This is a genomic window from Chimaeribacter sp. YP20170169, assembly GCF_056739715.1.
Genome location: NZ_CP176824.1, coordinates 2,591,486 through 2,609,228, shown reverse-complemented (window position 1 = coordinate 2,609,228; position 17,743 = coordinate 2,591,486). Strand labels below are relative to the sequence as shown.

Annotated in this window: 14 protein-coding genes; 9 read left to right on the top strand and 5 right to left on the bottom strand. The window is 61.4% G+C overall.

From position 1 onward, the window contains the following. The first annotated feature begins 431 nt into the window (after window positions 1-431). The 3 genes from ACK3SD_RS11810 (at window position 432) to ACK3SD_RS11800 (ending at window position 4,500) form a co-directional block, all read left to right on the top strand. Window positions 432-1,499 carry a DUF6708 domain-containing protein gene (locus ACK3SD_RS11810; RefSeq protein WP_481125615.1) on the top strand — a complete coding sequence of 356 codons (1,068 nt, stop codon included), beginning with the start codon at window positions 432-434 and terminating at the stop codon, window positions 1,497-1,499. A 162-nt stretch (window positions 1,500-1,661) separates the two neighbouring features. Next, the gene (gene eptB, locus ACK3SD_RS11805; RefSeq protein ID WP_481125614.1) at window positions 1,662-3,311 is read left to right on the top strand and encodes a kdo(2)-lipid A phosphoethanolamine 7''-transferase; all 1,650 of its coding nucleotides are present in this window, start codon (window positions 1,662-1,664) and stop codon (window positions 3,309-3,311) included. Between the two features lie 79 nt (window positions 3,312-3,390). Beyond that, a complete protein-coding gene (locus tag ACK3SD_RS11800; RefSeq protein WP_481125613.1) occupies window positions 3,391-4,500 on the top strand; it encodes an endonuclease/exonuclease/phosphatase family protein in 1,110 nt (369 codons plus the stop codon). Window positions 4,501-4,514: 14 nt separating this feature from the next. On the opposite strand, the gene aroD is transcribed toward ACK3SD_RS11800, so the two are convergent. Both aroD and ACK3SD_RS11790 read right to left on the bottom strand, forming a co-directional pair. After that, window positions 4,515-5,417 (bottom strand): type I 3-dehydroquinate dehydratase, encoded by a 903-nt coding sequence (gene aroD / locus ACK3SD_RS11795; protein WP_481125612.1) that lies wholly within the window; start codon window positions 5,415-5,417, stop codon window positions 4,515-4,517. A 64-nt stretch (window positions 5,418-5,481) separates the two neighbouring features. Then, entirely contained in the window at window positions 5,482-6,975 is a 1,494-nt protein-coding gene (locus tag ACK3SD_RS11790) for a UbiD family decarboxylase (protein ID WP_481125611.1), read from the bottom strand. Between the two features lie 156 nt (window positions 6,976-7,131). Here ACK3SD_RS11790 and ACK3SD_RS11785 point away from each other — a divergent pair, with 156 nt between their 5' ends. Continuing rightward, window positions 7,132-8,049 (top strand): LysR family transcriptional regulator, encoded by a 918-nt coding sequence (locus ACK3SD_RS11785; protein WP_481125610.1) that lies wholly within the window; start codon window positions 7,132-7,134, stop codon window positions 8,047-8,049. Here the strand turns inward: ACK3SD_RS11785 and ACK3SD_RS11780 are convergent. The 3 genes from ACK3SD_RS11780 to ACK3SD_RS11770 form a co-directional block, all read right to left on the bottom strand. Beyond that, a complete protein-coding gene (locus tag ACK3SD_RS11780) occupies window positions 7,985-8,788 on the bottom strand; it encodes a DUF1796 family putative cysteine peptidase (protein ID WP_481125609.1) in 804 nt (267 codons plus the stop codon). The two genes, ACK3SD_RS11785 and ACK3SD_RS11780, sit on opposite strands and share 65 nt — an antisense overlap. 175 nt (window positions 8,789-8,963) lie before the next feature. Then, window positions 8,964-10,037 (bottom strand): acyltransferase family protein, encoded by a 1,074-nt coding sequence (locus tag ACK3SD_RS11775; protein ID WP_481125608.1) that lies wholly within the window; start codon window positions 10,035-10,037, stop codon window positions 8,964-8,966. A 227-nt stretch (window positions 10,038-10,264) separates the two neighbouring features. Then, the gene (locus tag ACK3SD_RS11770) at window positions 10,265-12,295 is read right to left on the bottom strand and encodes a choline transporter (RefSeq protein ID WP_137763728.1); all 2,031 of its coding nucleotides are present in this window, start codon (window positions 12,293-12,295) and stop codon (window positions 10,265-10,267) included. 356 nt (window positions 12,296-12,651) lie between these two features. Here ACK3SD_RS11770 and betI point away from each other — a divergent pair, with 356 nt between their 5' ends. The 5 genes from betI to map all read left to right on the top strand — a co-directional run bounded on the left by betI (window position 12,652) and on the right by map (window position 17,714). Beyond that, on the top strand, window positions 12,652-13,239 hold the full coding sequence (gene betI, locus ACK3SD_RS11765; RefSeq protein ID WP_481125607.1) for a transcriptional regulator BetI: 588 nt from the start codon (window positions 12,652-12,654) through the stop codon (window positions 13,237-13,239). Between the two features lie 34 nt (window positions 13,240-13,273). Further along, entirely contained in the window at window positions 13,274-14,746 is a 1,473-nt protein-coding gene (gene betB / locus ACK3SD_RS11760) for a betaine-aldehyde dehydrogenase (protein WP_481125606.1), read from the top strand. A 152-nt stretch (window positions 14,747-14,898) separates the two neighbouring features. Continuing rightward, a complete protein-coding gene (gene betA / locus ACK3SD_RS11755) occupies window positions 14,899-16,584 on the top strand; it encodes a choline dehydrogenase (RefSeq protein WP_137763725.1) in 1,686 nt (561 codons plus the stop codon). 141 nt (window positions 16,585-16,725) lie between these two features. Continuing rightward, entirely contained in the window at window positions 16,726-16,929 is a 204-nt protein-coding gene (locus ACK3SD_RS11750) for a ParD-like family protein (protein WP_137763724.1), read from the top strand. Then, a complete protein-coding gene (gene map, locus ACK3SD_RS11745) occupies window positions 16,926-17,714 on the top strand; it encodes a type I methionyl aminopeptidase (protein WP_481125605.1) in 789 nt (262 codons plus the stop codon). The genes ACK3SD_RS11750 and map overlap by 4 nt, the downstream gene beginning before the upstream one ends. Window positions 17,715-17,743 lie beyond the last annotated feature (29 nt).

The following is a 17,743-nucleotide window of genomic DNA, read 5'->3' as shown; positions in this document are numbered from 1 at the left end:
ATCAAGGGCGCGGGAGATTGGCGGCGTTTGATCATGATCCCCATCCTGTTGAATCACTCCAGCCGAATTAATGCCTTGCATCAAATTTGCGTGAAGGCGGGTATAGGTATCATAGGCCGATAACCTTAATAGAAGCAGGGTGATTCATCATCCCGCCAGAAAATCAGGGCCACTATGTATACCCAAAAAGGATGTTCGTTTTGCCGGCGTGTGGGGCTGCCGATATTACCGGTACGCCCGTCGGCCATGGAAAAAACGACTGCCTGCCTGCGTTGCCGGGAAGTATTACCGTTCCGGTGGCGGCAGAAGGTGACACTGAATACACCGCCCGGCTACTGCGTCTATTCCTGTGGGAGAAAATAATATTCCGGCAGTTTACAGCGAGAAGCATGAACTGGAGGCCTTTCAGGCCCTGAGCACGGAGGCAGCCCATGTTTAAGCGCCACGCTTTTGACCCTTCCTGGATTCACAGAGAAAAGTTCAGCACTATCAAAGATAAATGCATCCTGAGTCGTTACTCTCAGCAAATGGGCAACCCGGCGGTGCCGTCTATATCCGGGCTGGATAACGTAGTGCGGCTGAACTCCACCTATCTGGAGTTCGCCGACCGACAACATTTTTGGCGCGGGGCGTTAACATTGTGCGGTGGATTTTTCTTTGGCCTGATGTTTATCGCTATTTTTCTCTGGCAACTGGTTGATATTTTATTACAGGGGGGAATGGAGCCGCTGGGCTGGGGCATACTGATTGTGGTCTGGGCCTTTATTGCATTACCCGCGTCCTGGGCATCAGCCAAGCTGATGCTGGGTGAAGTGTTTTACAGCACCTACTACCCGATCCGCTTTAACCGTAAAAACAAGATGGTGTATGTGTATCGGGAGGGTAACCCGGTGCTGGCGGTGCCCTGGCAGGAGATTGTGTTTGTGCTGGCATCGAATGGCGGTAAGTCGGAAACTTGGTCAATTTATGGCTGTGTAACGGGTGAGGATGGTGAAACAGTAACCGCGATTATCCCTTTGCCGGTAAGCCTGAACTGGGGCGCAGAGTATCTGGCGATCTTCTGGGAGTTTATCCGTTGCTATATGGAAGAGGAGGCCTGTCTGGCCGACCTGGCCGATACCATCCCTTACTGTCTGCCGCTGGATAAGCAGAAAGAGGGCTGGCTGTTTGGCCTCGCCTATATTTGTAAGCAAAACGGCCGCCTGGGGCTGCTGGTGAACTTTCCGCTGTTCCCGCTGTTGCTGCTGGTCAGCATTTCCCGCTGGTTGGTGATGCTGACCTGCCGGATACCGGTCTGGCCGCCGGAGGTGGAGGCGGCCTGTGCGGTAGCCGCGGATGACCCCATCAATAGAGGGGCAGAGACTAACCCGCCGCAGGTCTGGCGGTCGATGCTGGCGGTACAGGGGAGAGCGCGCTATGCGCGGGCGTTGGCCCGAGAACGCGGGGCGATGGATCGGATCATTGCTTACCTGAAAGAAAAATATGGCGAAAAAGCATAGGGCAGCCGTTGAATTGACTGACTTAACCCTAAGAATGCACTGAATTTTCAGGCAGGTGGCTGCCCGGGTTGGCAAAAGCGCGCGCAGTGTCATATATCTTAAACATTACTGCGCGCGCGTGCGGGGTACAGAACAACCACCACCCTCCGGTCACAGGTCACCATGCAACATTTCAGACGCCTTTCCCAGCAGCAGGTCATGCTGTTTATCGCCATCTATGTCGGGGTGTTCCTTAACGCCCCGGTTTTCTACCGCCGCTTTATGCGCGAACCGCATGATGGCCTGCTGATGCTGGCCGCCGAGATGCTGGCCGCCTTCTCGCTGGTCTACTTCCTCTGCCTGCTCGCCTCGCTGGGCGGCCGCTGGCTGTTCCGCCTCTTGATCAGCATCATGGTGCTCTGCTCGGCGGCGGCCAGCTACTACATGGCGATTTTCAACGTCGATATTGGCTACGGCATCTTGGCGGCGGTGATGACCACCGATCTGGATCTGTCGAAAGCCTCCATCGGCTACCACTTTATTTTGTGGATTGTGCTGGCTGGCCTACCGCCGCTGGCGGCGCTGTGGCTCAATGTCGTGCCGTCGGCGAGGCCGGGCCGTCGGCAGTGGCTGCGCAAGGGCGGCGTGCTGCTGGCGGCGGCGCTCGGCTGCTGGCTGCCGCTCAAGCTGATGGGCGAGGTGCGGGTGATTGATGGCGGCAACCCGCAACTGGCCGAGCAGTATGATGACACCGTGGCCAGCACCTATCTGCCCTCCAACTGGCTGTCGGCGCTGGGGCTGTTCGCCTACAGCGCTTACACCCAGCCGGAGGAGATCGCCAACCTGTTCGACCCGGCCAAACACTTCACCTACCTGCCGCCGCAGGACGTGGATGACATCGACGTGGTGTTCGTGATTGGTGAGAGCGCGCGCCGCGACCACTTCGGCCTCTATGGCTATGGGCGCGACACCACGCCCAACCTGTCGAAAGAGAAGAATTTGGTGGCGCTGAATGGCACCTCCTGTGACACCTCCACCAAGCTGTCGCTGCGCTGCATGTTCGTGCGCCTCGGTGGCACCACCGAAGACCCCTCGCGCACCCTGAAGGAGATGAATGTCTTCTCAGTGCTGAAGCAGCAGGGCTTCAGTTCGGAGCTGTTCGCCATGCAGACCGAGGATTGGTTCTACAGCAAGACGCTGGCGGATCGCTATGTGCTGCGTGACAGCATCGAAACGCAGGCGCGCAACGCTGGCAAACCGATCGGCGACATGCTGCTGGTGGGGCAGATGCGTGGCTCGCTCGAGCGCCACCCGCATGGCCGCCACCTGATCATCCTGCACACCAAAGGCTCGCACTACCTCTACTCGGAGCGCTACCCGCGCAGCTTCGCCCGCTGGCAGCCAGAGTGCATGGGCATTGATGAAGCCTGCTCCACCCAGTCGATGATCAACGCCTATGACAACTCGGTGCTCTATACCGACGCCTTCCTGAAGCAGGTGATCGATCAGGTACGCGATCGCAAGGCGATTGTCTTCTACGCCTCTGACCACGGCGAGTCGATCTCCGACAATATCCACTTCCACAGCACGCCGCGTGACCGCGCGCCGCCGGAGCAGCGGGCGATTCCCATCATGGTGTGGGCCTCCGACACCTTTTTGGCAGATCCGCAGCACCATGCCGCTTTCGCCCAACTGCGCCGCATGGCGGCGGAGCAGCGTCCGGCGTTCCACGGCAAGCTGTTTGACAGCCTGCTGGGCTGCATCGGTTTCAGTTCGCCGGATGGCGGGCTGATCCCGCAGCGCAACTGGTGCCAGACCCCGCCGCCCGACTAAATTTCACGGCAAAGCCGGGCGGAAACCGATAACATGGGTGAATGTTTCAGGGGTCACAACATCAAGGATAAGTTGGGGAATGGAGAGTATGCGGATACTGTTCAGCGTATTGACGGTGATGTTGACCGTCCTGACGCTGTTGCCGTTTTGGCGTTGCCAGGTGTGGTGGGTACGGATTTGGGACTTCCCACGGTTGCAGATGACCACCCTTGCGCTGCTGCTGCTGTGCGGTGAACTGTGGCTGCTGCCCGGCTCCGGTGGGCCGTCGTGGGCTGGCATCTCGAGCGGCGATTTGATCGTGCTGCTGTCGTTGGCCTGCACCCTCTATCAGGCGCACTGGATTATCCCCTACACCCGGCTGTGGCCGGTGCAGGTGAAGCGCTCGCGCCTCAGCGGGCGGCCGACGCTGCGCATCCTGACCGCCAATGTCCTGATGACCAACCGCAACGCTGGCGCGCTGGTAGAGCGGGTGCGCCAGGCCCAGCCGGATGTGCTGGTGGCGCTGGAGACCGACCGCTGGTGGGAGCGCCAGTTGGACGCACTGGCCGACGACTACCCGCACCAGTTGCGCTGCCCGCAGGAGAACCTCTACGGTATGCACGTCTACTCGCGCCTGCCGATGAAGGATGCGCTGGTGCAGTATCTGGTGGCGGATGGCATTCCCTCGATGCACTTCCGCGTGGTGCTGGCGTCCGGCGACGAGGTGGTGATGCACTGCCTGCACCCGATGCCGCCCAGCCCGACCGAGGATGAGGAGTCCACCAACCGTGACGGCGAGCTGGTGGCGGTCGGCCACTGTGCCGCCCGCGCCCGCTACCCGACGGTGGTCACCGGCGATCTGAATGACGTGGCGTGGTCACGCACCACCCGGCTGTTTATGAAGGTGAGCGGGCTGCTCGACCCGCGCCGCGGCCGCGGCATGTTTAACACCTTTCACGCTGGCATCCCCTGCCTGCGCTGGCCGCTCGACCACGTGTTCCATAGCCGCGACTTTACGCTGGTGCGGCTAGAGCGGCTGCCGGACATCGGCTCTGACCACTTCCCGATCCTTGCCGAACTGGCGCTCAACCCGCGCGTTGGCCGCCTGCAACAGCCGATTGAGTTGGAGCCGGGCGACCGGTTGGAGGCGCGGGAGAAGATGGTGTCAGCGGGGATCGTCAGCCGTCAGGTGCACAGCGCGGAGAACTGATCCGCGCCGAAAGGTTAGCTGTGGTTGGCGTTATGGATGATAGAGAGCACCGAGTGGAGATCGCTGGCCTCAATCTGGCCGGGCGCGGAGGCCTGGCCGACCATGCCGAAGGTGAGGGCGGAGCCGGTCAGTTCGCCCGCCAGCCGTGACACCACGCCCGCGCCGCTCATCGCCATCGTTAGCAGCGGCCGCTCGGCGTAGCGGCTGTAGACCTCCCAGGTGGCGCTCATCAGCCGCAGCACGTCGCCGGAGTCATGCGGCATGGTGGCCATCTTCAGCACGTCCGCCCCCAGTTCCTGCTGGCGGCGCAGGCGCTGCACAATCTCCTCCGCCGGCGGCGTCTGCTGGAAGTCGTGGCTCGACATCACCACTGCGATCTTCGCGTGGTGCGCTCGTGCCACCAGATCGCGCACAATCGCCTCGCCACGGAACATCTCCACATCCAGCAGGTCAGCCTGCCCCTGCTCAATGATCGCCTGATAGAGCGCGGCGTACTCCTCGTCGCTGATGGCGGTGTTGCCGCCCTCAGCCTTGGTGCGGAAGGTCACCAGCAGCGCCTGCGTGGGCAGCAGCGCGTGGGCCTGACGGGTAAGGGCCACCACCTGCGCCTTGTCCCGCGCGATGTCGAGCGAGTCAACCCGCAGCTCCACCAGTTGGATCGCCGGGTCGCCAGCGTATTTCTTGATCGCCGCCAGCGCCTCGTCGGCGGTTTTAGCGGTGGTCGGCACAATTAGCTTTGGCTGCCCCTCGCCAATCACGATGCCCTTGATGGTCAGGGTCTTGATGGGGTTGTTGGCTGGCGGCATCAGGGCGCTGCCCTGCTCCGGGGTGGCCTGGGTGGCGGCGACGGCATGGCGCATCACCAGTGAGCCAGCCGCCAGCGCGGCGCCTGACAGCAACAATTCTCGGCGTTTCATCATCTTGTCCTCTGTTGGGTTCCCTCTCTTACAGTCTAGAAGCTGACGGAGAAAGCGCCCGCCGTCAGGGTTTGAAGTCCGGGATAAAGCGCGACACGTCCACCTCCTTGAAGCGCGAGCGCTGGAACTGCGCCTTCATCTTGAACGGCACCGTGCAGTCGAAGATGGTCTTGCAGGTGATGCCGTTGTCCTGCAACTGCGGGTTAAACTCGGGCGACTGCGACGGGTCTAGCGGGTGGCAGCGCACGCCGGGAATGAACAGGGTACTGACATCGCCCTGATAGCGGGTCTGCATCGCCCACAGCACGTCGTTGGTGTCGAAAATATCGACATCCTCATCCACCAGAATCACATGCTTTAGCTCACCGAAGGCGGCGAAGGCCAGCAGCGCCGCCTGCCGTTGCCGCCCCTCATCGGTCGGCGCCGCCTTTTTGAACTGCATCACCGCCAGATATTTGCCGCCGCCTGACGGGTGGGCATAGACGTTCAGCAACCGGCCCGGCATCGCGCGCTCCACCATCTCAAGGATGCTCGCCTCGGTCGGGATGCCTGCCATGTTGACGTGCTCCTCGCTCGGGCCAATCACCGTTTGCAGGATCGGCTGCTTGCGGTGGGTGATCGCCTTCACCTTAATCACTGGCACCGCGGGCTTGGCCTCGCCGGTGTAGCCGGGGAACTCCGGCATCGCTTTGCCGGTGTTGGTGTTCTGGTCTTCGCGCACCCGGTAGTCCGGCACCAGCTCGCCCTCAATCACAATCTCGGCGTTGGCGATGGCGCGCGCGTCCACCGAGACGCACTTCACCAGCTCCACCGCCCGATCGCGCAGGCTACCGGCCACCGCCAGCTCATCGTAGCCGAGCGGGGTGGTGGGCGGCTCGAAGCAAGCGCCAATCTCAATCGCCGGATCCACGCCGATGCTGATGGAGATTGGCAGCGCCTTGCCAGCGGCCTCCGCCTTCTGGCGGAAGGTGTCGAGGTGACGGCCGGGCACAAAGTACATTGAGATCTCATCGGCGCTCTGGATGCAGAGGCGGTGGATGGTGACGTCTGACTCGCCGGTCTCCGGGTCAGAGGCGTAGCACATGCCCATCGTGAAGTAGGGGCCGGCGTCCTCCTCGGTATTGGTCGGCGCGGGCAGCAGCTTGCGCACGTCAAAGCCTTCGTCACTGGCGCGGTGCACCACCTCCTGGCAGGGGGCGTGCTGGCTGTCGATCACCACCGGCGGGATGGGGTTGTTGACCGAGTCCTTCAGCAGGAAGCCCAGCTTCTCCGGCTCGGTGCCGAGCAGACGCGCCACGCGCTGGCGCGAGGCCATCAGGCCAATCAGCACCCGCACATCTTCATACCCTTTCACCTTGTTGAACATCATCGCCGGGCCGAGGCGGGTCGGGCGCATCACGGTGCCGCGCGCGCCAACATAGCGGTAGACGCCGCTGATCTCGGCATTCGGATCAGCCTCGACATCCGTGCTGATCACCTCATCCGGGTAGCGCGCCAGCAAGGCCAGGGCCGATCGCAAATCATAAACCGTGCCGCGTTCCAGTGTCGATTTCACCATGTTTTCACCGTATTCTTGAGGGGTTTGGAATAAGCATAGGGTGCCGCACTGGCAGTGGGTAATACCGTTTAGGCGACGTGCCCCATACCAAAAAGGTTGTTAACGGCAGCCATCCATACTGATCTGGCGGGCAGCCAATACCATCAGGGAGGAGATATGGATCTAAAACGGTTACGGTATTTTTGTGTGGTTGTGGAGCAGGGATCAATCACCGGCGCGGCGCGGGTGCTGAACATCTCCCAGCCGCCGCTAAGCCGGCGCGTGCAGGAGCTGGAGGAGGAGGTGGGCGTGCCGCTGCTGGTGCGTGAGGGCGGCGGCATCCGGCCCACCGAGGCCGGGCGGGTGCTCTACCAGTACGGTTGTGACATTTTGCGCAGCGTCGAGGAGGCGTGCAGCGCGGCGCGGCAGGCAGGCAGCCACACCACCCAGTTGGTGCGCATCGGCATCTCCTACCTCTACCAGCACTACTTCAGCCCGCTGGTGGCGGCCTTCTGCCAGCAGGGCGAGGGCTTCAGGATAGAGACGGTGATTGCCGACTCCAGTTCGCTGGAGGCGATGTTGGCGGAGCGGCGGCTGGACGTGGCGCTGATCCAGCAGCCGCAGCGGCAGGAGGGCTACCAGTGCATCAGCCTGCCACCGGTGGCAGCAGTGGCAGTCATCTCGCGCCAGTTGCTGGCCGAGCCACCCGCCGGGCCGATGCCGCTGGCCGAGCTGGGGCGGCTGCCGCTGATTGTGATCCGCCGCATCCAGGGCGAGGGCACCTTTGAGCAGATTGCCAACCAGCTGACCCAATTGGGCGTGCGGCCAGAGGTGATCCTCTCCGCCAATGAGCCACGCATGGTGTTCGACATGCTGGCGCAGGGCATCGCCGCCGCCGCGCTGATGCCCGCTTCCGAGGTGCCCGCCACGGCGCACGCCTTCTGCCACGTGGTGGCGCTCTCCCCGGCACCGAACCTCTTCTTCCCGACCTTTGTCCGGCTTGCCAGTGCGCCGCAGCACGCCGAGCTGGTCAATATTCTGTTGCGTCACTCGTTTGTCGGCGATGGGGAGGCAGAGCCGTCGCCTGCCGGATAATCTGGCGGCTCTGTTTCAGCATCTTTTTGATCAGGTCATTGTCGACGCGCGCCCAGAAGATCGCCTGATCCATGCCAGCCCACTGGTGCAGGGTATGGAGGCGGAACTGCAACACGCCGTCATGGTTATTGACCAAGGTGAGCTGGCGCTGGCGCGCGTCGGCCACCTGCTCCTGATAGAACAGGATGATGAAGCAGCGCTTGCCCCCCTGCTCAAAAAATTGCTTGAAGGTGGCAAGCTTGCGCGTCAGCAGGTCGAGGTTGGATTTTTGGGTGTAGCGGTGGTGGTAGAGAAAGACATAGTGCTTTTGCCCAATCTCCTCATTCATCCTTTTTACGCGGCGCATCAGTGCCGCTTTACTTTCCGGGTGGGCCAGCCAGTCGTGGTGGGTAAATTCAAACCCCTGCGTATGCAGTTCATGGTAAATATCATCATCCAGCGTGTAGCTGATATTCCTCAACACTTTCTCTTGATCAACATAGCCATAAGTGGCATTGGCATCGTCAAATAGGCCACGGTAACCCTGCCGGTGCATGGCAATATTATAATCAATGTTTGAACGCCCGGACGCATAAAGAGAGCTGTAGCTTTTTAGGTAAAACCTTTTCAAAATATCATCAGAGAGGCAATTTTCGCCCAGAGATATCCACACGACGCCATCATCCTGATTCATGGTACATCGCATGCGGATATATTTTTGCTTCATCGCTTTAAGCGTGTTTTTAACTTTTGTAGTCATGTTCGTTTCCCTGAGTCAGACAGAAAATAAAAAGGAATAGTGTTCCTTTGGTTAATTAAATTCATGTCCAATAATCCGAAAAAGATTACTCGTAAGAATAATTCATCATATGGCTTAAATTCCCTGCCCGCCGGGCAGGGGAAAAGGCGCACCCCAGCGGGTACGCCTGCGCGTCTTATTTCGCCAATGTTTCGCCGGCCAGCGCCATCGGCTGGCCCCGGTAGCGGGTGGAGATTTTCTTGATCAGCGGCTTCTCCAGCTTGAGGTGGAACAGGATGCCGCACACCACCGCGCAGAGGGAGAGGGCAATGCCAATCAGGTCATCATTCAGGGCGCTCTTGTCGCTCAGCAGCTTGCTGATGATGGCAAAATTGAGGTGGATCAGGTAGATGCTATAGGAGGCGTCGCCCAGCAGCATCAGCGTGCGTTTGAGGCGCGAGGGCGGCAGGTCTGTCGCCTGGATCAGCAGCAGCACCACCATAAAGGCCGGCAGGCCGTAGATCACCAGCCGAGGCAGCCCGTGGTTGGTCAACTGGGTGGTCAGCAGGGTCAGCGCCAGCACCCCCAGCGCAGCCACGCCAATGTTGAGGCGCAGCCTGAGGTTCGCCTGCACAATGAAGAAGCAGAGCGACCCCAGCAAGAAGTCGAGCATCAGCGGATCGCCCACCATAAACTGGAAGTTAGTCCAGCCCAGCCGCTCACCGCGCAGCTCCAGCAGGTTGACCGACAGCACCATTACCAGAATGATGGCGCAGGCGAGCAGGATCGCCTGTACCCGGCGGCGCGAGAGCAGGATGGCAGCGGCGTAAATAAGATAAAAGAACATCTCATACACCAGCGTCCAGGCAACGCCGAGCAGCGGGCCATAGGTGGGCGAGCCGGTAAAGGTGGGCAGCAGCAATAAATTGCCCAGCAGGTGATAGGAGGTGAGCGCCGCAAACAGATCGGGCGCGCTCGCCAGATATTTCAGCACAAACGGGATGAGCAGAATTAAGTAAACCGGGTAAATACGGATGATGCGTTTAATAATAAAGTCGATGGCGGCTTTTTTCGGGCTGGCAAAGGTCTCCTTGAGGGTATAGCTCATGATAAAGCCGCTTATCACGAAGAATATATCCACGCCGAACCCGCCCATATGCGCCAGCCCAAGGCTGGTCGAGATCGCGCCCTGTTGCCAGGTATGGTTGAATACCACCAGAAGCGCCGCAAAGGCCCGCAGGTATTGCAATGTATCGATTTTTCCGGTCACAGGTAAATCCTCACGGGGTGAAAGTAGAAGAATTACAGTGCTGAAAATAAGAAAAAGGGAGGCAATAAATTAGAGTTTTTATGGGTGTAAAACGCCAGTCGGATATTTATCACTCCATTAACCTAGCTGCTGGCCGATTATTCCGTCAATACCTGTTGGCCGTTTAGGAGTATTCCCAACGGGCAAAAAAAATGCCGGCACAGGCCGGCATGGTGACAAAAAACGCGTTATGTCGGGTAGGTGAGTACCGCCCCCGGCGCCTCGCGGTGGAGGTGCAGGAAGTGCAGGTGGCGCTCGTACTGGTCGAGGATGTCGTTGATCACCTGCTCCTTGCTGTAGTCCATCAGGTCATTGCCCTGCGTGCCCTCCAGCAGGAAGGTCTCCAGCCGGTAGTAGTGCGACTTGCCGGCCCGCGCGCGGTAGGTGAAGGCGGGCACCGAGTAGCGCTGCGGCCAGATCTGGTAGATGAAGTTCTGCTCATCCCCCAGCTGCACGTGCAGCTCCAGGTGGCTCAGGCGCTCATCGCCCTGCGGCGGCTGTTCGCTGAACTCCACGCGCGCGCCGCGTACCGCCAGCTCGCGCGCCACCTCTTCCATCGCCGGGCGGCAGACGGTGTCCAGCATCTTCTGGGTGTAGGTGGCACCGGGGTGGTTCATCACTCGCGCCAGACGCTGTTTCCAGTTCAGCACGCCATCGCGGGAGACTGGCACCGGCGCGTTCTGCAACGCACTCGCCTTGCGGTAATCCTCGACTTTCAGCGACTTATAGAGACCGGCCATCACGAAGAAGATCACGAAGCTAAAGGGCAGGCCCATGATCACCGTGGTGTTCTGCAATGCCGAGACCCCGCCTGTCAGCAGCATCCCCAGCGTCAGCAGGCCAATCGCCACCGACCAGAAGACCCGCAGCCAGTTTGGCGCGTCATTGTTGATGTCCGCCAGCTTGGAGGTGAAGTTGCCAAGCACCAGCGAGCCGGAGTCCGCCGAGGTGACGTAGAACAGCAGGCCGGTGATGGTGGCGACCGAGGCACTCAGGCTAAAGCCGGGGTACTGTGCCAGCAGGCTGTAGAAGCCGCGCTCCGGGTAGGCCATCACCTCTTGGGCAAATGCCAAATTGCCATGCAGGATCTGGTAGAGCGCGCTGTTGCCGAACACCGACAGCCACAGCAGGGTGAAGACGAACGGGATAATCAGCGTGCCGCAGACAAACTGGCGGATGGTGCGCCCGCGCGAGATGCGCGCCAGGAACAGGCCAACAAACGGCGACCACGCCACCCACCAGGCCCAGAAGAACAGTGTCCAGCTGTTCATCCACTGCGTCGGGCGGTCAAAGGCGAAGCTGTTGAGGGTCATGCCCATAAAGCGGTTGATGTAGTCGCCGACGTTGAGCACCAGCGCGTTCAGCAGGAACTCGGTGTCACCGGCGAACAGCAGGAACAGAATCAGCCCCAGCGCCAGCAGCACGTTCAGCTCCGACAGGAAGCGAATGCCCTTGTTGACGCCGGAGGTGACGGAGACCGTCGCCATGATCACCGACAGCAGGATCAGCGCCGCCTGCACCGTCAGGTTCTCCGGGATGTGGAACAGCACCTTCAGCCCGTAGTTGAGCTGCACCACGCCAATCCCCAGCGTGGTGGCGATGCCGAAGATGGTGCCGATCACCGCCGCGATGTCCACCGTATGGCCAATCGGCCCGTTGATGCGCTTGCCAAAGATCGGGTAGAGCGCCGAGCGAATGGTCAGCGGCAGGTTATAGCGGTAGCTGAAGTAGGCGAGGGCGATGCCCATCAATGCATACATCGACCAGCCGGTCAGGCCGTAGTGGAACAGCGTCCAAACCATTGCCTGTCGCGCCGCCTCCAGCGTCTGTCCCTGGCCCTCGGGCGGCATCATGTACTGCGTCACCGGCTCGGCCACCGAGAAGAACATCAAGTCGATGCCGATGCCCGCGGCGAACAGCATCGCCGCCCAACTCATCATGCTGAACTCGGGCTTGGACTGCTCCGGCCCCAGCTTGATGTCGCCGTAGCGCGAGCAAGCGATGAAGATCACGAACACGATGTAGAGGGTGGCGGCCAGCAGGTAGTACCAGCCAAAGGTGGCCGATACCCAGTTCAGGGTGGCGGTGATCCAGCGACCCGACTCGGCGGTGAAAAAGATGGTCATCAGCGAGAAGGCCAAAATCAGCCCCGCTGAGGTAAAGAACACGACGGGGTTCAGTTGATCGCGCTGTGGTTTAACGTCTCCGGGTGTACTCATGGTTTCCCCATTGTTGTCTCAAGCCAAACTCTGCCGGGCGAGGGAAGCGCGCTTAGCGCATGTCAAAGGGCGTAAAAAAACGCCTGTTACAGGGCATCCGCTGAGCTCACTGGCCATCACCCTCGGTCAGAATAAAAAGTTTGTTGTTTGCGTTAGATCAAAAAAGTGGCCGCAAATCAACGAGATTAATCCTTAAATTACACAATTACATAACGTGACGGTAATAAAATATATTCATTTTTAATTGAACGTTCAATCAAAAAAAAGTTTAATAGAGCTCGAACAACGCGCCGCAGCCGGAAATGTGTTGCCCGGTTCTGACGCGAATCCAGGCTTTTTTTACCCGGAGAGGGACCATGCCTAAGGTGGGAATGCAGCCGATCAGACGGCAGCAATTGATAGAGGCGACGCTGGCGGCGGTGAACGAGGTGGGGATGCATGACGCCTCCATTTCGCAGATTGCGCGCCGCGCCGGGGTGTCCAACGGCATCATCAGCCACTACTTCCGCGACAAGAACGGGCTGCTGGAGGCGACCATGCGTTACCTCATCAGCCATCTGGGCGAGGCGGTGCGCCAGCGGCTGCAACCGCTGAAGGGGTGCGACGCCCGGCTGCGGCTGCGGGCCATCGCCGAGGGCAACTTCGACGAGAGCCAGACCAACAGCGCGGCGATGAAGACCTGGCTGGCCTTTTGGGTCAGCAGTATGCACAGCCCGCAACTGAAACGATTACAACGGGTCAACAGCCGCCGGCTGTTTTCCAATTTATCTGCCGAGTTCCGCCGCAGCCTGCCAAAAGCGCAGGCGCGCCGCGCCGCCAAAGGGGTGGCCGGCATGATTGACGGCCTCTGGCTGCGCAGCGCCCTCAGCGGTGAGGAGTTTGACCGCCGCGAGGCGCTGGCGCTGACCTACGAGTATATCGACCAGCTTCTGGCTGCCCGATAGCCTCGGCATCCAACAGAACAGACAGGAGAGACGTATGTCCCGCTACGGTTTGCAAAAACTCTACATCAATGGCGCGTACACCGATGCCGCCAGCGGCGAAACCTTCGACGCGATCAACCCGGCCAATGGCGAAGTGATCGCCCAAGTGCAGGCGGCGGGCGCGGCGGACGTTGACCGGGCGGTGGACGCCGCAGCGAAAGGGCAGAAGGTGTGGGCGGCGATGACCGCCATGCAGCGCTCGCGCATCCTGCGCCGTGCGGTGGACATCCTGCGTGAGCGCAATGATGAGCTGGCGGCGATCGAGACGGCCGACACCGGCAAACCGCTCTCCGAAACCACCACGGTGGATATCGTTACCGGCGCGGACGTGCTGGAGTACTACGCTGGCCTGATCCCGGCGCTGGAGGGGCAGCAGATCCCGCTGCGCGACAGCGCCTTCGTCTACACCCGCCGCGAACCGCTGGGCGTGGTGGCGGGCATCGGTGCCTGGAACTACCCGATCCAGATCGCGCTGTGGAAATCCGCCCCGGCGTTGGCCGCGGGCAACGCAATGATCTTCAAGCCGAGTGAGGTCACCTCGCTGACCGCCCTGAAGCTGGCGGAGATCTACACCGAAGCGGGCCTGCCGGATGGCGTGTTCAACGTCCTGCCGGGCAGCGGCCGCCAAGTGGGTCAGGCGCTGACCGAGCACCCTGGCATCGCCAAAGTCTCCTTCACCGGCGGCGTGGTGAGCGGCAAGAAAGTGATGGCCAACGCCGCTGGCTCGACGCTGAAAGAGGTGACGATGGAGCTGGGCGGCAAGTCCCCGCTGATCGTGTTTGATGACGCCGATCTGGACCGTGCCGCGGACATCGCGATGATGGCCAACTTCTACAGCGCCGGGCAGGTCTGCACCAACGGCACTCGCGTATTTGTGCCAGCGGCGTTGCAGTCAGAGTTCGAACAAAAGATTCTGGCGCGCGTCCAGCGCATCCGCATCGGCCAGCCGACCCAGCCGGACGTCAACTTCGGCCCGCTGGTGAGCTTCGCCCACATGGAGAACGTGCTGCGCTTCATCGAGAGCGGCAAAAAATCCGGCGCACGCCTGCTGGCCGGTGGCGAACGCCTGACCGACGGCGTGCTGGCACAGGGTGCCTGGGTGGCACCGACCGTGTTCAGCGACTGCACCGACGAGATGAAGATTGTGCAGGAGGAGATCTTCGGGCCGGTGATGAGCATCCTCACCTACGAGAGCGAGGAGGAGGTGATCGCCCGCGCCAACAACACCAACTTCGGTCTGGCAGCCGGGCTGGTCACCCGCGATCTGGCGCGCGCCCACCGCGTCATCCACCAGCTGGAAGCGGGCATCTGCTGGATCAACACCTGGGGCGAATCCCCAGCCGAGATGCCGGTCGGCGGCTACAAGCACTCCGGCGTTGGCCGTGAAAACGGCATCAGCACGCTTGAGCACTACACGCAGATCAAATCCGTGCAGGTGGAGCTGGGCGACTTCAGCTCAGTGTTCTAACCCCCACCACCCTTTTGTCAGGGGCAGCAGGCCCGCCCGCCGGGCCTGTGCTTCCTTGCGCCGGGGTGTGCCATGCCGCACCCCCGGACGCCGCACCCGTTTTGCGGCCCGCCTTGCCCCGACCCACAGCAATCACATTGAGGAGACATTCAATGGAATACGATTACATCATCATTGGCGCCGGTTCGGCTGGTAACGTGCTGGCGACCCGCCTGACCGAAGATCCGGGTGTCACCGTACTGCTGCTGGAAGCTGGCGGCCCCGACCACCGCCTGGATTTCCGTACCCAGATGCCAGCTGCGCTGGCCTTCCCGTTGCAGGGCAAGCGCTACAACTGGGCCTATGAGACTGACCCAGAGCCGCACATGAACAACCGCCGCATGGAGTGCGGGCGTGGCAAGGGGCTGGGCGGCTCCTCGCTGATCAACGGCATGTGCTACATCCGCGGCAACGCGATGGACTTCGACAACTGGGCGAAAGCACCGGGGCTGGAGCACTGGAGCTACCTCGACTGCCTGCCATACTTCCGCAAGGCGGAGACCCGCGACATCGGCCCGAATGACTACCACGGCGGCGATGGCCCGGTAAGCGTGGCGACGCCCAAGGCTGGCAACAACCCGCTGTTCGAGGCGATGATCCAGGCTGGCGTGCAGGCGGGCTATCCGCGCACCGACGACCTGAATGGCTACCAGCAGGAGGGCTTTGGCCCGATGGATCGCACCGTGACGCCGAATGGCCGCCGTGCCAGCACCGCACGCGGCTATCTGGATCAGGCCAAGGCGCGCAGCAACCTCACCATCCTGACCCACGCCACCACCGACCGCATCCTGTTTGACGGCAAGCGCGCCGTGGGCGTCAGCTACTTCCACAAGGATGAGTACAACGCCAAGACCGCGCGCGCCAGCCGCGAAGTGCTGCTGTGCAGCGGTGCCATCGCCTCGCCGCAGATCCTGCAACGCTCCGGCGTCGGCCCGGCCGCGCTGCTCAACAGCCTGGATATCCCGGTGGTGCATGACCTGCCGGGCGTCGGCGAGAACCTTCAGGATCACCTGGAGATGTACCTGCAATACAGCTGCACCCAGCCGGTGTCGCTCTACCCGGCGTTGCAGATGCACAACCAGCCGAAGATTGGCGCGGAGTGGCTGTTCAAGGGCACCGGTGTGGGTGCCAGCAACCAGTTCGAGGCCGGTGGCTTTATCCGCAGCCGTGAGGAGTTCGAGTGGCCGAACATCCAGTACCACTTCCTGCCGGTGGCCATCAACTACAACGGCAGCAACGCGGTGAAGGAGCACGGCTTCCAGGCACACGTTGGCTCCATGCGCTCGCCGAGCCGTGGCCGCGTGCAGGTGAAGTCCAAGGATCCGCGCCAGCACCCGAGCATTCTGTTCAACTACATGGCGACCGAGCAGGATTGGCAGGAGTTCCGTGACGCGATCCGCCTCACCCGTGAGATCATGGCGCAGCCAGCGCTTGACCCCTACCGTGGCCGCGAGATCAGCCCCGGCGCGCACGTGCAGAGCGACGAAGAGCTGGATGCCTTTGTCCGTGAGCACGCCGAAACCGCCTTCCACCCGTGCGGCTCCTGCAAGATGGGTACTGACGAGATGGCAGTGGTGGATGGCGAGGGGCGCGTCCACGGCATGAATGGCCTGCGTGTGGTGGATGCCTCCATCATGCCGCAGATCATCACCGGCAACCTCAACGCCACCACCATCATGATCGCCGAGAAGATGGCCGACGCCATCCGTGGCCGCCAGCCGCTGCCGCGCAGCACCGCCGACTACTATGTGGCGGGCGACGCGCCAGTGCGCACCGAGCCGCTGAAGAAAACTGCCTGATTGTCAGGCCACTTCCCCGCGATGCCCAAGGGCGCTGCCGATGCAGCGCCCTTTTTTTGCGCACGTCCTGCCACACCGGGATGCCCCTCCCGTTATACGCTTCATATATGTTTCATATATACCGCGTAGAGTGACTGACCGATGGGCATCATCAAAATTTCTGACTTTATCCATGACGAACTGCGGGTCGCCAGCGACGCCTACTGCCGTTCCATCAATGCGCAGGCCGAGTACTGGCTGCGCATCGGCCGGCTGGCAGAGCAGAACCCCCACCTGAGCTATACGGAAATTACCCAGCAGCTGCTTACCCCCCAGCCTGCCACCGCCGACAAGGAGCAACCATGAACAACATTACCCTGCACACCGCCGCTGACATTGAGAAAGCGCGCCTCGCTGGCCACCTGGCAGCCGAGGTGCTGGCGATGATTGGCGAGCACGTCAAACCCGGCGTCACCACCGAGGCGCTGGACGCCCTCTGCCACCGTTACATTGTGGAGACGCTGGGCTGCACCCCGGCCAATATCGGCTACCACGGCTACCCGAAAACCATCTGCACCTCGGTCAACCATGTGGTGTGCCACGGCATCCCCACCGACAGCAAGACGCTGAAGGCGGGCGACATCGTCAACATCGACGTGGCGCTGATCAAGGATGGCTGGTACGGCGACACCAGCCGCATGTACTTCGTCGGCGAGCCGGGCATCCGCGCCAAACTGCTGGTGGAGACCACCTACGACGCAATGGTGGCGGGCATCCGCGCGGTCAGGCCGGGCGCGACGCTGGGCGACATTGGTTACGCCATCCAGAACGTGGCGCATGAGAAGGGCTTCTCCGTGGTGCGTGACTACTGCGGCCACGGCGTCGGCACCGAGTACCACACCGAGCCGCAGGTGCTGCACTATGGCCGGCCGGGCGAGGGGTTGGTGCTGAAACCGGGGATGATCTTCACCATTGAGCCGATGATCAACGCCGGCAAGGCGGCAACCAGCGTGCTGGCCGATGGCTGGACGGTGGTGACGCGCGATCGCTCGCTCTCCGCGCAGTGGGAGCACACGGTGGCGGTAACGGAGGAGGGAGTGGATCTGCTTACGCCGTGGCCGGACGGTCTGGGGAGTTACCCGCCGATTTAACGCGAGGGAACCCCTGCCCGGTGTGCCGG

Coding starts and splice junctions, on each gene's coding strand:
- betA (WP_137763725.1), top strand. CDS start 14,899: ATGGAATACGATTACATCATCATTGGCGCCGGTTCGGCTGGTAACGTG.
- betI (WP_481125607.1), top strand. CDS start 12,652: ATGCCTAAGGTGGGAATGCAGCCGATCAGACGGCAGCAATTGATAGAG.
- betB (WP_481125606.1), top strand. CDS start 13,274: ATGTCCCGCTACGGTTTGCAAAAACTCTACATCAATGGCGCGTACACC.
- ACK3SD_RS11750 (WP_137763724.1), top strand. CDS start 16,726: ATGGGCATCATCAAAATTTCTGACTTTATCCATGACGAACTGCGGGTC.
- map (WP_481125605.1), top strand. CDS start 16,926: ATGAACAACATTACCCTGCACACCGCCGCTGACATTGAGAAAGCGCGC.
- aroD (WP_481125612.1), bottom strand. CDS start 5,417: ATGAAACGCCGAGAATTGTTGCTGTCAGGCGCCGCGCTGGCGGCTGGC.
- eptB (WP_481125614.1), top strand. CDS start 1,662: ATGCAACATTTCAGACGCCTTTCCCAGCAGCAGGTCATGCTGTTTATC.
- ACK3SD_RS11800 (WP_481125613.1), top strand. CDS start 3,391: ATGGAGAGTATGCGGATACTGTTCAGCGTATTGACGGTGATGTTGACC.
- ACK3SD_RS11770 (WP_137763728.1), bottom strand. CDS start 12,295: ATGAGTACACCCGGAGACGTTAAACCACAGCGCGATCAACTGAACCCC.
- ACK3SD_RS11780 (WP_481125609.1), bottom strand. CDS start 8,788: ATGACTACAAAAGTTAAAAACACGCTTAAAGCGATGAAGCAAAAATAT.
- ACK3SD_RS11785 (WP_481125610.1), top strand. CDS start 7,132: ATGGATCTAAAACGGTTACGGTATTTTTGTGTGGTTGTGGAGCAGGGA.
- ACK3SD_RS11790 (WP_481125611.1), bottom strand. CDS start 6,975: ATGGTGAAATCGACACTGGAACGCGGCACGGTTTATGATTTGCGATCG.
- ACK3SD_RS11810 (WP_481125615.1), top strand. CDS start 432: ATGTTTAAGCGCCACGCTTTTGACCCTTCCTGGATTCACAGAGAAAAG.